Raw genomic sequence first — 13630 nt, 5'->3', positions numbered from 1 at the left:
GTCAGGCCGTCACTGCTCTCTCGGCCGCCACCAGCTTGCGACGTTCCTCACGCCGCTGCTGCTGAACCACCGGATCTGCGACGGGTGATGCCAGAAGCAGCCGTCGCGTGTAATCGTGCTCGGGGTCCGACGTCACTCGGGCCGCCGGCCCGGTCTCGACGAGGTCTCCTCGGTACAGCACCGCCACGCGATGACTGATGTGACGGACGACCGTCAGGTCGTGCGAGATGAAGAGGTAGGCGACACCGGTGGAGCGCTGGATGTCGATGAAGAGGTCGAGGACCCGCTCCTGCGTCGAGAGATCCAAGGCGCTGACCGGCTCGTCGCAGACGATGAGCTTCGGCTTCGGCGCGAGCGCGCGCGCGATGGCGACACGTTGGCGCTGACCGCCGGAGAACTCGCGCGGGAGTCGCTCCGCGGCATCCGCAGGCAGTCCCACCTGGTCCAGCAGCGTCCGCACCCGTGCCCGCGCGTCCTTCGCAGTCGCGCCCTGCACGACGAGCGGCTCCGCGAGGATGTCGCCGACTGTGAGCGAGGGATTGAGGGAGGTGTACGGGTCCTGGAACACCACTTGGATGTCTCTCGCCAGGCGACGCCGCTCCCGCGTGCCGACAGCGGTGATGTCCTCGCTGTCGAACAGGATGCGACCGCCGGAGGGCTTGACGAGCCCGAGCACTGCGCGCCCGATGGTCGTCTTTCCGGAACCCGACTCCCCCACCAGGCCCAGGGTCTCCCCCTGGCCGACGTCGAGGGAGACGCCGTGCAGCACCTCGACGGGCTTCGCCCGCCAGCCGCGACCGGGGAAGGCGACGCGAAGGTCACCGATCTCGAGAAGGCTCATCGCAGGATCCCTTCCACCGGCGCAGCCGCCGGCTCGTCGGCACGGACCGACCCATCGTCGAGGATCGCGCCGAGCAGCATCTTCGTATAGTCCTCCTGCGGATGCCGGAAGATCTCGAGCGCCGATCCCGCCTCCACGACGGTCCCCTTCTGCATCACGACGATGCGGTCGCACAGGTCCGCCACGACACCGAAGTTGTGGGTCACCAGGAGGATCGCCATGTCGAGCTCGGACTGCAGATCGCGGAGCAGATCGAGGATCTCTGCCTGCACGGTGACGTCCAGCGCGGTGGTGGGCTCGTCCGCGATGAGGAGCTGCGGCCGGCTGGCGACGGCGCCCGCGATGAGCACGCGCTGCGCCATGCCGCCGGAGATCTGGTGCGGATAGGAGTCGAAGGTGCGCGCAGGGTCGGCGATGCCGCACCGTTCCAGCAGCGCGAGCACGCGGGCCTTGGCCTCGCGCTTCGACACCCCGAGCGCGGAGCGCACTCCTTCGACCAGCTGGGAGCCCACGCGATACGAGGGGTCGAGGTTCGACATCGGCTCCTGCGGGATGTACGCGATCGCCTTGCCGCGGAGCGGCCGCATCTGCGCGTCGGTCAGACCCACCAGCTCCTGGCCGTCGAAGAGGATGGACCCGCGCGTGATGACCGCCTCCGCCGGGAGCACGCCGAGCGTGGCGAACGCCGTCTGCGTCTTGCCCGAACCGGATTCTCCGACGACGCCGACGACCTGCCCGCGCGCGACCGACAGGGATACCCCGCGGACCACCTCGCGCGGCTGACCGCTGGGACCCCGGTACGCGATTCCGAGGTCGGTGATTTCGAGCAGCGCGCCCGACCCGCGGGGCGCGACGTCGGCACCCGTCGCCACACGCTGGCCGGTGCCCACTTTGACCGGTGTGGGCTTGGAGCCTTCGAGGGTGTCGCGCAGCGCGTTGCCGAGGAGCACCAGCGAGGCGGTGATGACGCCGAGCAGCAGGCTGGGCCACAGGAACTGCGTGGGAGCGATGTAGAGGTTGCGGAAGCCGGAGGAGATCATCGAGCCGAAGCTCGGGATCTGCAGCGAGCCGACGCCGAGGAACGCGAGCCCGGACTGCACGGCGATGGCGGAACCCGCCATGAACGCCGCGGCGATGATGATCGGGCCGCGGACGACGAAGAGCACGTGACGGCTGAGGATGCGCATGTTGCCCAGGCCCGAGACCCGCGCGGCATCCACGTAGAGCTCGTTCTTGACGCCGACGACGAGGTTGCGCACGATGCGGTAGATCCCCGGCGAGAGCAGCACGCCGAAGATCAGCATCGTGAAGCGATAATCGCCTCCGGTCACCGGCATGAGGATGATCAGCAGCAGGATGCCGGGGAAGGTCATGATGAGGCTGAACAGCCACTCCGTCGACGCCCGGGTCACCGCGCCGAAGTACCCGCCGATGAGGCCCGCGATCACACCGACCGTCAGCGCAACGCCGGCACCGATGAGGGCGGAGATGGCGGCCGTGTTGATGGAGTGCAGGAGTCGCGTCCAGATGTCGCGGCCGGATTCGTCAGCGCCCAGCGGGTAGCCGGGGGTGCCGACCGGTGCATTGACCATCGAGAGGTCGGCGTCGTTCGGTCCCTGCTGCGTCAGCAGCGGGGTGAGGACGCCCATGAGGAAGATGAGCAGCAGAATGCTCGCCGTGATCACGAACTGCGGGTCTTTCAGCAGGCGCTTCCACATCGGCGTCCGGGAAGCGGTCGCCGCATCCTCGATGGCGACGATGAGCTCGGTGCTCGGCGTCGTCATCGCCTCCATCATGGGTCCACGGTCGTCGCTCAATGGACTCTCGCTTTCGGGTTGAGCCAGCCGTTGGCCAGGTCGGTGAGGAGGTTCACCACCGTGACGAGCAGCACGCCGAAGGCGGTGATGCCGAGGATCACGGGGATGTCGCCCTGCAGGGAGGCGTTGAACGCGAAGCTGCCGTAGCCCGGCAGCGCGAAGACGTTCTCGATGATCAGTGCGCCGCCGAACATCGCGATGAACTCGAGCGACATCACGGTCAGCGCGGGGCTGGCGGCGTTGCGCAGGGCATGCCGCAGCACGATCGAGGTCGTCGAAGTACCCCGCGTGCGGAGTGTGCGGACGTAGTCGCGACGGAGCTCGTCGATCATGCGGCCACGCACCTGGGCGGCCATGTTCGCGACGCCTCCGATGACGAGCACGATGACCGGGATGGTGATGCTGCGTGCCCAGGCGGCCGGGTCCTCGCCGGGAGGCGTGTAGCCGGTGGCCGGCAGCCACTTGAGCTGGACGGCGAAGATGACCACCAGGCCGATGGCCAGCAGGAGCCCGGGGACGATGTAGCCGATGAGCGAGATCCCCTGCGAGAGTCGGTCGGCGACGCCTCCGCGGGCCGCAGCCCAGACACCGAGGACTGTCGAGATGATGACGGTCAGGATGAGCGCCGGGATGATGACCGAGAGGGTCACCGCCAGTCGCTGCAACACCGTGGGGCCGACGGGGAGCGATGTGTACACCGAGGTCCCGAAGTCACCGCGTACCGCTGCCCCCAGCCAGTCGAAGTACTGCACGAGTACGGGCCGGTCCCAGCCCTTCGCCTGCATCAGCGCCGCCGTGGCCTCCGGCGTGGCCGATTGGCCGAGGATCGTCTTCGCGACGTCTTCGAACGAGGTGCTGAGCAGTAGGAAGGTGATGAACGTCACCAGCAGGATCAGGATCAGCCCCGCGCCGAGCCGGCGCAGCGTGTAGGAGATCATCGTCGTTCCCTGGGGTTGATCCGGGGATGCGGGCGGTGCCCGCATCCCCGGATGGTCTTACTCGCTGACGCCGAACAGTCGCACGGTCGGCACCGAGCTGCGGCCGTCATCGACCATCACGATCCCGTCGCGGCCGGCCCACGTCGCGCCGACGAACACGATCGGCACTTCGAACGCCTGCTCCACGGCATACGCGTTGAGCTCCTGGTACGCCGGCAGGGCGGCCTCGGTATCGACGGTCGAGTTGATGGTGCCGAAGAGCTCATCGATGGTGTCGTCGGTGTAGCCCCGCGGATTGGCGTAGCCGCTGGCGCCGTAGTGCGAGGCGGCGTCCGCCGGGTCGGAGTTGAAGCCCGTGAACTGGAAGCTGAGCGGGTAGTCGCCCGAGAGGTGCGCGGACTGCGCCTGCTGCGGCGGCACCGGCACCCATTCCAGCGTGAGCCCGACATCGGCGAACGCCTGCGTGAGGGTCGGCTCGAGGGAGGTCGAGAGGAACGTGCTCGGGATCTGGAAGGTCTCGCCGGCGTAGCCCGCCTCCTCGACGAGCTCCTTGCCCTTCTCGGGGTCGTAGTCGTACGTCTCGTTGAGCGACTCGTCGTAGACCTGGCCGTACGGGCTGAAGATCTGCTCCGTCACCATGCCGACGCCGCTGAAGATGCCCTTCAGGACGCCCTCGCGGTCGATCGCGTAGTTGAGCGCCTGGCGCACACGCTCGTCGCCGAGGGCCGGCCATTTCTCCCCGCCGCGGTCGAGGATGTCGAGATATGCGACTGCCTGCGCGTCGATCTGCTGGATCGCATACTCGTCGCCCAGCTGGCCGAGCAGCTGGGTCTGCACGGTGGCGGCGTTGATCTCTCCGGCCTGCAGCGCGTTGAACGACGCCGTCGGGTCCTGGAGAACACGGACGGTGAACGTCTTGAACGGGATCGCGTCGGCGTTCCAGTAGTCGTCACGCTTGGTGAGCACGTAGGTGCTGCCGGGCACTGTCTTCGCGACGTCGAGCGTGAACGGGCCCGATCCGACCGGGTCGGTCGCGGTCCGCTCGTCATCGAGAGTCGCGGGGTCGCCGATGGCGCCGGCGCCTCCGGTCAGGTTCGAGAGGAACTGCGGGTCGAACGAGCTGAACGTCACCTTCACGGTGAGGTCGTCCTCGGCTGTGACATCGGTGACGGCGCCGTACTTCACCTGCACGACGCCGGGGGTGTTCTTGTTACGCAGCATCGTGGCGACGACCGCGTCGGCGTTCACCGGGTCGCCGGTGCTGAAGGTCATACCCTCGCGGAGCGTGAGCGTCAGCTCGGTACCGTCCTCGTTGTACTGCCAGCTCTCGGCGGCGTTGGGGATGAGCTCGCCGGTGTTGTTCTCCTTTGCGAGGAGCGTGTCGAGGATCGACGACCACACGAACTGCTGCTGTCCGTCGACGAGTTGCGCCGGGTCGAGCGAGTTGGGTCCCGACACCGCCGCGATGGCGAGATCCTTCTCAGCCACGGAACCGGCAGACGCGGAGGGCGCCGCTTCCGGCGAGCCGCTGCAGGCGGACAGGGCGAGGGCGGCGGCGAGCGCCGCAGCGCCCAACGCTGCGAACCTGAGCGGCCGTCGGCCGGTACGGGGTATCGACATGATCCAGACTCCTTTGAATGAATGCTTCATGCAACCGCTTGTCGCTCACGTCTCCGGGAAGGTGCGAAGCGAGGGCTGACCGCCAGTAAACCAGCATTCATCCCGTTCGACAACCGATTGCCAGAAAGTGATCGAGCCGTTACTTCTCGGCGCGCACCTCAGCCGGATGTCACCGGGCGAGCGTCAGCGCTCGGGTGACCGACGCGACGAATTCGTCATCCTCGGCCAGGGAAGTGCTCACGCGCTCGATGCGGTCACGCACACCGGCGACGCTCGCCGATGCCTCGTCCTCCGCGACGAGCCAGGCAGCCAGTGCGCCGGCGCACCCCGCGGCCCCTCGACGGGCAGCGCGCTCGCGTTCAGCAACCGGAACGATGCGCAGCCGGACCTTCGTCGTCGTGTCCTGTGCGATCTGCGACAGCAGATGCGAGATGCGGGGGTTGGCGAAGCGTGCGAGGAGGGCGCGACGATAGCCCGCGATGCCCAGCCGACGCGGCAGATTCGGCTCGGCATCGTCCCAGAAGCGTTCGACCGCGCTCCTGCACACCGGATCCGCGATCGCCTCCGACACCAGAGTGTGGCCGCGGACGACGCCGAGGCACGCCAGGATCGTGTGCGCACCGTTGAGCAGCCAGAGCTTTCGCGCCTCCCACGGTTCCAGCTGGTCGGTGAATCGGGCTCCGGCCGTCTCCCAGGCGGGACGACCAGCCGGGAAGTCGCCCGAGAGCACCCAGTCGCTGAACGGCTCCGCGACGACGGGCGCGGCATCCCGGTACCGCTCTGTCAGACACGCCATCTCGTCGGGCTCGATCCGGGGCGTGATCCGGTCGACGGAGCTCGAGACGAACGAGACGTTCTGTTCGCACCACTCCGCCGTCAGCGGAACGGATGCCGCGAGCCCGAGCAGTGCCCGCGCCACATGTCCGCCGTTGTCGGGGATGTTGTCGCACGAGACCACGGCCAGCGCACCTGCACCGCCGCGGCGCCGGGCATCGAGGCCCGCGACGAGCCGCCCCAGCACGGTCTGGAGGCCGAGGGCCGCGTCCGAGTCGCCGGCTTCGAGCTGCGCGAGCCGGGCGCGGTCGGCCACCACGAGCGGGTCGCCGTCGTCGGGGAGCCCGTCCGCGCCTGCGCGGTAGCCGGCCTCGGTGATCGAGAGCGTCACGATGGCGGTCGCCGGGGCGGCGATGTCGGCGAGCAGTCCGGCGACGTCGTCGCCGGGCCGCGCCCGCACGATGCTCTCGACGACCTCGGGTCGGTCACCCTCGGCCGAGCGCTCGATGAGCGTGTACACCCCGTCCTGCGCGCTGAGCGCCGCGGCGAGCGCGGCGCTGCGCCCCGTGTAGGCGGCGATGCCCCAGTCCTCCGCATCGACGGCACGGTCGGTGTACCACGCGGTGTGCGATCGGCTGAAAGCGCCGAGTCCGAGGTGGACGATGCGGACGGGCGGCGCGGGCCGTGACCTGTGGAGGCCGGTCGTCGGCGTCGCGAGCCCGGTGGAGCGACCCGTCACAGCTTGAACACCCGCCGGGGCTGCGGCCCCGCGATGTCGTCGATGACCGCGCCGGCTGCGGCCTCGGTGAGGCGCCCCTCGCTCACGAGACGGGCGAGGAACGAGGCATCCACCCGGCGCGCCGTGTCGTGACGCGCGGGGATCGACAGGAAGGCGCGGGTGTCGTCGATGAACCCCGAGCCCCGCGAGAACCCGGCGCTCTCGGTGACCGCGGAGCGGAAGCGCGCCATCGCATCGGGTGCGTCGAGGAACCACCACGGCGCCCCGATGTAGACGCTCGGGTAGAAGCTGGCCATCGGAGCGATCTCACGGGAGTACACCGTCTCGTCGACGGCGAACAGCACCAGGTGGAAGGACTTCTCGAGTCCGAAGCGCTCGAGCAGCGGTCGCAGGCCCCGCACGAAGTCGGTGCGCCTGGGGAAGTCGTGCCCGGTGTCGGCGCCGAAGCGGCGGAACGTCGCGGTGCTGTGGTTGCGCACCACTCCCGCGTGCACCGTCATCACCAGGCCGTCGTCGACGCTCATGCGCGCCATCTGCAGCAGCATGTGGCCGCGGAAGACCTGGCGCTCGGCGGCGTCGGCACGCCCCGACACGGCGAGCTGGAAGAGCCTCGCGGCTTCGTCGCCGGTCAGGTCGACCGTCGCCGGATCCTCGATGCCGTGGTCGGCCGAGGTCGCGCCGTGCCGGATGAAGTGCGCGCGCCGCGCCTCGAGGGCGGTGAGGTAGCCGCGGAAGCTCGTCTCCTGTCCTTCGCTCGCCAGCAGCCGCGCGATGTCGGTCGCGAACTCGGGCGAGTCGGGATCGAGATAGCGATCAGGACGGAAGGTCGGCAGCACGCGTCCAGGGAGGCCGCTCGCGGCGATCTCGCCGTGGAAGCGCAGGTCGTCCAGCGGGTCATCGGTCGTCGCCAGGACCTCGATGCCGAACCGCTCGAACAGCGCACGCGGCCGGAAGGCGGGAGTGTCGAGCTTCGCCTGGATGCGGTCGTACACGGCGTCGGCCGTCTCGGCGGAGAGCGCCACGTCGATGTCGAGGACGTTCCGCAGCTCCTCGTCGATCCAGTAGCCCGTCGCGGTGCCGGCGAACACCGCCTGGCGTTCGGCGAAGAGCCGCCATGCCGCGCGCGGATCGACCGGATGCCCGCCGACGCCGAGCTCGTCCAGGTCGAGGCCCGACGCGTGCAGCAGCCGCGTCACGTAGTGGTCGTGGCTGACCAGCAGCGCCGTGGGGTCGGTGAACGGGATGTCGCGCGCGATCCACTCCGCGGGCACGTGGCCGTGCGGCGAGACGATAGGCGCCGTCGCGACCCTCTCGTACAGCCCCCGCGCGATGTCGCGCGTGCGCCGGTCGCCGGGGAAGAGGCGGTGCGGGTCGCGAGGCTCGAGCCGGTCGTCGGCGACGGCCGCGCCCAGCGGCGAGGTGGTCGGTGGGGTGATGGTGCTCATGCGAGGACCTCCGTCGTGGTCGAGGCGGTGATGCGCCCGGGTGAGAGCGCGCGTTCCGCGCCGTCCGGCAGCACGAGCGTGCCGTGCGTGCCGGCGGGGAGGTCGACCTCGACCTCGAATCGGTCGCCATCGCTGTGCCAGTGGACGCTGATGGGGCCTTGCGGCGACTCGTGCGTCGTCTTGGCCCACGTGAGCGTGGGGTGCGGCGTCGGCTGCACGATCACGGACTCCCAGGCGATCGATCCGGGAGCCTGGCGAAGCCCTGCCACATGGGTGTGGAGGAACCGCACCACTGCGCCCTTGCTGTAGTGGTTGAGGGACTCGTGGGCGTCGCCCTGGTCGTCGATGCCGTCCCAGTCCTCCCAGATCGTCGTCGCGCCCTTGTCGATCATGTTGAGCCACGACGGCGAGGTGCGCTGCAGGAGGACGTCGTACGCGACATCCGTGTATCCGTTCTCTGCCAGCACCGGCAGCAGGTCCCCCGTCGACAGGAACCCTGTGCCGAGGTGGCCGCCCGCTTCGCGGATCAGCTCGACCAGGCGCGCTGCGGACGCTTCGCGGAGGTCGTCCGGAATGAGACCGAACGACAGCGCCCGCACGTACGCGGCCTGAGTGTCGGCGACGGTGCGCCCGTCCGCGGCGAGGAACTCGGTGCGCCACGCGTCGCGGACTCGTGCGGCCAGCTCACCGAACTCGACGGCGTCGTCGTCGCGTCCGAGGATCGCCGCCGCACGCGCGACAGTGTCGAGGGAGCGGTGGAGGAAGGCAGTGCCCACTTCCCCCTTGTCGGCCATGAACCAGGCCTGCGGGTTGTCCTGCACGGGGTCGATGAGCGTGCCGTCGGCGCGCTTGCGCTTGGGCTCGATCCACTCGCCCCAGTGGAAGGAGCCGTCCCAGATGTACTGCTCGTGGGGCTGCGGCTCGCTCGATCGCTGGACGCGGGACGGATGCCGCGAGCCCGAGGCGGTGGCGAGAGCCCAGTGCACCCATCGCACCATGGCGTCCCAGTTGTCGGCGAGCACGCTCCGGTCGCCGTAGGCGGTGTACATCTCCCACGGGACGGCGGTGATCGCATCGCCCCAGCCGGCGGAGCCCGTCATCATGGCGAACTGCGCGTCGGTGTGAAGCTTCACCCGCCTGCCGTCGGGCGAGAAGTTGGCGATCCGGCCGTCGTCGAGCTGGTCGTCGCGGACGGAGCGCAGCCACTTCCGGGTGAAGCCGCTGACGTCGTAGAGCCGCGTCGCCGTCGGGGCGAAGATCTGGTAGTCGCCGGTCCAGCCCAGTCGCTCCCTCGTGGGGCAGTCGGTCGGGATGTCCACGGCGTTGCCGCGGAAGCTCCAGTCCGCCAGCTCGTGCAGCCGCGTGAGGTCCGGGTCGCTGCACGCGAAGGAACCGGTGCGGGCCAGGTCGGTGTGGACGACCTGCATCTCGAGGGTCTTCGGGTCGAACGCCCCCTCCCGCGTGATCCGCACGTACTGGAAGCCGTGGATGGTGTGTCGCGGCTCGAACACCGCGTCATGGCCCGCCGAGACGACCTCGTCCCGCTGGACGAACACCATCGTGGCGTCAGGGCGGTGGGAGTCGAGGTGCGACGTCGACAGGTCGCCGGTGGCGTCGCGGAACTCGCCGTACTCGAGCACGGTCGTCGTGCCTGCCGCGCCCAGGTCGCGCAGCGTGACCCAGCCGGAGGCGTTCTGCCCGAAGTCGGCGACCCACACGCCGTCGCGCACCTCCCGTACCGAGACCACGGCACGCGACTCGACCACGCGCACCGGCGGGGCGGGCGACCAGGCGATCGGCGGAGCAGCGACCTGGTCGACGAGCACCGGCACCGCGGGCGCCGTCCCCGCGCGGAAGTCGGTCGTCTGGCCCGCCATGAGGTCGGCCTGGGTGATGACCGAGGGCGCACTCGTCCAGTCGCCGTCGGTGCGGACGACCCGTGTCGACCCGTCTTCGAGAGCGACGTGCAGCTCGGCGCGGGCGCCGGGCGCGTCCCCCCACTCGGCAGGAGTCCGGAAGGCGCCGACCTGTCCGCGGTACCAGCCGTCGGAGAGGACGATCTCGAGCCGGTTGGCTCCCGTCCTCAGGCTGTCGCCCACATCGGATGCCTGGGCGTACAGCGTGCGGTCGTACGACGTCGTCCCGGGTGAGAGCTGAGCCGTGCCGGCTCGCTCGCCGTTCACGAACGCCTCGTACACGCCGAGCGCCGTGGAATAGAGGCGAGCCGATGCGACACCCACCGGCAGCTCGAACGAGACCGCGAGGGTGTGGGCGGCCCGGCGACCGGGGCCCGGGTCGTCGGTGTGGACGGGGCTGATCCACCGTGCCGTCCAGTCCTGGTCGAGCAGGCCGACCTCGAACTCGTGCCGCTCAGACCACTCCGAGCCGGCGTCGGCGGACACCGCGCGCACACGCCACGCGACACGCTGGCGGCTCGTGGGTGCCGGCCAAGGCCAGCCCAGGTAGCGGTGGCCGGTCACGACGGCCCGGAGAGCCGCGATACCGTCGACGGTCGCTTCCAGCTCGTAGCTGTCGCCGCCGTCGGCGAGACGCGGCGGCTTCCAGGAGAGACGCGGCGCCGCACCGGTCACGGGGAACCGGTCCCCGCCACTGTCGATCGCGAGGTCGTAGGGAGCAGAAGTCATCATCGTCTTTCCTGGGATTCACCGGCCGGCCCGTGTCCGAATGCGAACATGGCAACCGATTGCACACTAGCTTGGACCGTGGCCTGACGCAAGGCGACCGGCGTGTACGGAGCCCTGCTCACCGGCATCCACGTTCTCGGCGCACGCATCGTCCCGAGCGCCTCAACGGTGGACAGCTCATGTAGCGCGGATCAGGTTCACGGGGCGTCGATTGCCACGGCGAGCACGGGCTCGCCGCGGGTCACCCCGTTCTCGTTGAACGAATCCACCGCGAACCACGTCTGCTCATCGGCGTTGAGCGAGGGCACATCGAGGTGATCCCGCTCGTAGAGCAGCCAGCTCCGGTAGAGCTTGTCGGGGTGCGACCCGTACCGGACGTTGTATCCCATCGCGGCCGGAGCGGGCGTCCAGCTCAGGCGGGCCGTCCGTGCATCGATGCGCGCCGCCTGAGGCGAGACCTGCGGCGGCGCCTCCCCTTCACCACGGCCGAACACGCGGAGACCGCTCACCGCGAACGCCCCGTCGAACGGCAGAGTCTGCGCCGTCACCCGAACGTGCCGCAGCATCTTGGGTCGGTCGAGAATCACGAGGGCGTGGGGCCGATCCTCGCCCGAGACGCTTCCATCGTGGAGCGTCTCCCACGTCTCGCCATCGAGCGAGCCCTCGAGCAGGAACGCGGCAGGGGTGTGCGTCTCGTAGATGCCGCGCCAGGTGTGCCCGCTGTCGGCGCCGACGTCGAGCGGCGGCGCGGTGTCGGCCAGCGCCTGATCCGCCAGATTCACCTGCACGGCGTGCACATGCTGGGCTTGGCCGAGGTCCACCGCGAGCCATTCTCCGACGCCCGGAGCTGTCGACGCCCACCAGTCGCGGGCGTCCTCGTCCGTGGCCAGCGCCGCGTCGTGGCCCGGAGCCGTCGACGACGCCTTTGCGGAGGCACGATACGAGAGCAGCATCCACTCCGGCTCGAGCCGTGCTCGGGGGTCGAATGCGCCGTCCGGCACGACGAGCGGGTAGTCGGCGAAGCTCTGGTTGCAGAAGAGCACTCCGTCTTCGTCGAACCCAGCGGGGAAGATGCCCATCCGTCGCTCGAAGACGTCGTTCACGCTGATGCGCATCGTCGCCGCATGCCACCAGTTTCCCCACTCATCCTGGAAGGTGCTGCCGTGGCCGGCCCCGGTCATGAAACCCCCCGGCTTGGACGAGAAGGGGCTGCTGCTCGAGTACGTGAACGGTCCCAACGGCGAATCTGAGGTGAGGTACCCGTCCGCATACGTGTTCCACTGCGTGCCGGGCGCCGCGTACTGGAGGTAGTAGGTGTCGCCCACCTTCGTCATCCACGCGCCCTCGATGTACGGCGCACGTCCGGCGAACTGGGCGACCATGCGTTCACGCTCGGTCTTCGGCTCGGGAACGACGTAGTCCTCCCCCGTGCGCTCCCACCCGCGTCGTTCGACATCGCTCGCGGCGAGGGGCACCGGTTGGCCGATCGGCTCCAGTCCACTGTCCAGTTCCAGCCCGTACAACGGCTGCACGTTGTCGCAGCCCCAGTAGAGATAGATGCGCCCGTCGTCGTCCTGGAAGATGCTGGGATCCCAGAACGAGAACGTGCCGGGCGCGACCTCCGCGAAGTCGTCGGCGAGCGGGTCCACGCTCCGGAAGAAGGGCGAGTTGCCCGTCTTCCGGGACGCGCTGATGATCAGCGCACCGTCGATCTCTCGGACATCCGGGGCGTAATCGAACGGCGGGAGCTTCTCGGTCGGTCGATAGTGCCACTCGGCAAGGTCATCGGAGTGCCAGTATCCGCGCGACATCGAGGCGAATAGGAAATAGCGCCCCTGATATCTGACGATCGACGGATCAGCCGCCTCTCGGTGAATACTCCGGCGGGGATCGCCCAGATGGACCCCGCCCACCCACCCGGAGAAGCGGACGTCCTGGTATCGATACGAGAGATCGAGCGGATTGCTCCAGACGCGTGTCACCCGAGCAGCCCCGCCATCTGCTTGGCGATGACCGTCGTCGCCAGCTTCGGGTTCAGTCGAGCGAGCTTGTCCATGCCGGCGGCGTCGGAGCCGATCGTCGCCCGGAACTTCCCCGTGCGGATCGCGTCGACGATCACCTGCGCCGCCTTCTGCGGTGTTGACGTCTTGTACGCCGAGTTCTGCGCGGATGCCCCTTCCGGCGCCAGCGTGACGCCCGAGTTCGCCGCGATCCCCGTCGCGATGGCCCCGGGGAAGACGACCGTCACAGCCACGTTCGAGTCGAGCAGCTCGGCGTAGAGGGCTTCGGTGAGCAGCTTCACCGCAGCCTTGGATGCGCCGTACACGGCCTGACCGGGCACCGCGGCGTACGAGCCCATGCTGGCGATGTTCACGAGCGACGCCTGGGGCCGCGAGAGGAGAACCGGCAGGAACGCCTTGCACATGTTCATGACGCCCCAGAAGTTCACGTTCATGACCTTCTCGATCTCGCTGAACGGCAGGTCGACGACTTTGACGAACTTCTGGATGACGCCGGCCACGTTGACGACGCCGTCCACGGCGCCGTGCGCCGACTGGACGGCAGCAGGAAGCGCCTCGACGGCCTCCCGGTCGGTGATGTTCACGACGTGCGCCGAGAAGCGCGGACCGGCCGCCGCCATGGCCGCGGTCTCCTCCAGCCCCTTCTCGCTGAGGTCGACGCCGGCGACCGAAGCACCCCCGGCGAGGAGGCGCAGCGTCACCTCGCGGGCGATGCCGTTTCCCGCGCCGGTGACGACGAAGACCTTCTTGTCGATGTCCATCTGGATCCTTCTGTCGAGTGAGTGGCACG

9 protein-coding genes are annotated in these 13630 nt (G+C 69.3%); all 9 read right to left on the bottom strand.

Going from position 1 to position 13630, the window contains the following annotated elements:
* Position 1: 1 nt before the first annotated feature.
* The gene (locus NCG93_RS06705) at positions 2 to 841 is read right to left on the bottom strand and encodes an ATP-binding cassette domain-containing protein (protein ID WP_194414716.1); all 840 of its coding nucleotides are present in this window, start codon (positions 839 to 841) and stop codon (positions 2 to 4) included.
* On the bottom strand, positions 838 to 2625 hold the full coding sequence (locus NCG93_RS06700; protein ID WP_241741909.1) for a dipeptide/oligopeptide/nickel ABC transporter permease/ATP-binding protein: 1788 nt from the start codon (positions 2623 to 2625) through the stop codon (positions 838 to 840). Before NCG93_RS06700 ends, NCG93_RS06705 begins: the two co-directional genes overlap by 4 nt.
* 29 nt (positions 2626 to 2654) lie before the next feature.
* Positions 2655 to 3596, bottom strand: coding sequence for an ABC transporter permease (locus NCG93_RS06695; protein ID WP_194414717.1), 942 nt, complete (start codon positions 3594 to 3596; stop codon positions 2655 to 2657).
* Between the two features lie 57 nt (positions 3597 to 3653).
* Positions 3654 to 5216 (bottom strand): ABC transporter substrate-binding protein, encoded by a 1563-nt coding sequence (locus tag NCG93_RS06690; RefSeq protein WP_194414718.1) that lies wholly within the window; start codon positions 5214 to 5216, stop codon positions 3654 to 3656.
* 169 nt (positions 5217 to 5385) lie between these two features.
* Positions 5386 to 6729 (bottom strand): mannitol dehydrogenase family protein, encoded by a 1344-nt coding sequence (locus NCG93_RS20320; RefSeq protein WP_194414719.1) that lies wholly within the window; start codon positions 6727 to 6729, stop codon positions 5386 to 5388.
* Complete coding sequence (uxaC, locus tag NCG93_RS06680; RefSeq protein WP_194414720.1) at positions 6726 to 8174, bottom strand: glucuronate isomerase; 1449 nt, start codon at positions 8172 to 8174, stop codon at positions 6726 to 6728. The genes NCG93_RS20320 and uxaC overlap by 4 nt, the downstream gene beginning before the upstream one ends.
* On the bottom strand, positions 8171 to 10819 hold the full coding sequence (locus NCG93_RS06675) for a family 78 glycoside hydrolase catalytic domain (RefSeq protein WP_194414721.1): 2649 nt from the start codon (positions 10817 to 10819) through the stop codon (positions 8171 to 8173). The genes uxaC and NCG93_RS06675 overlap by 4 nt, the downstream gene beginning before the upstream one ends.
* Before the next feature lie 197 nt (positions 10820 to 11016).
* Positions 11017 to 12732: a family 43 glycosylhydrolase gene (locus NCG93_RS06670; protein ID WP_308212125.1), complete on the bottom strand. Its 1716-nt coding sequence runs from the start codon at positions 12730 to 12732 to the stop codon at positions 11017 to 11019.
* A 65-nt stretch (positions 12733 to 12797) separates the two neighbouring features.
* Complete coding sequence (locus NCG93_RS06665) at positions 12798 to 13601, bottom strand: SDR family NAD(P)-dependent oxidoreductase (protein WP_194414723.1); 804 nt, start codon at positions 13599 to 13601, stop codon at positions 12798 to 12800.
* Positions 13602 to 13630 lie beyond the last annotated feature (29 nt).

This window comes from Microbacterium yannicii, from assembly GCF_024055635.1.
Taxonomy (GTDB): Bacteria; Actinomycetota; Actinomycetes; order Actinomycetales; family Microbacteriaceae; genus Microbacterium; species Microbacterium yannicii.
This window is presented reverse-complemented; position numbering and strand designations above follow the sequence as displayed.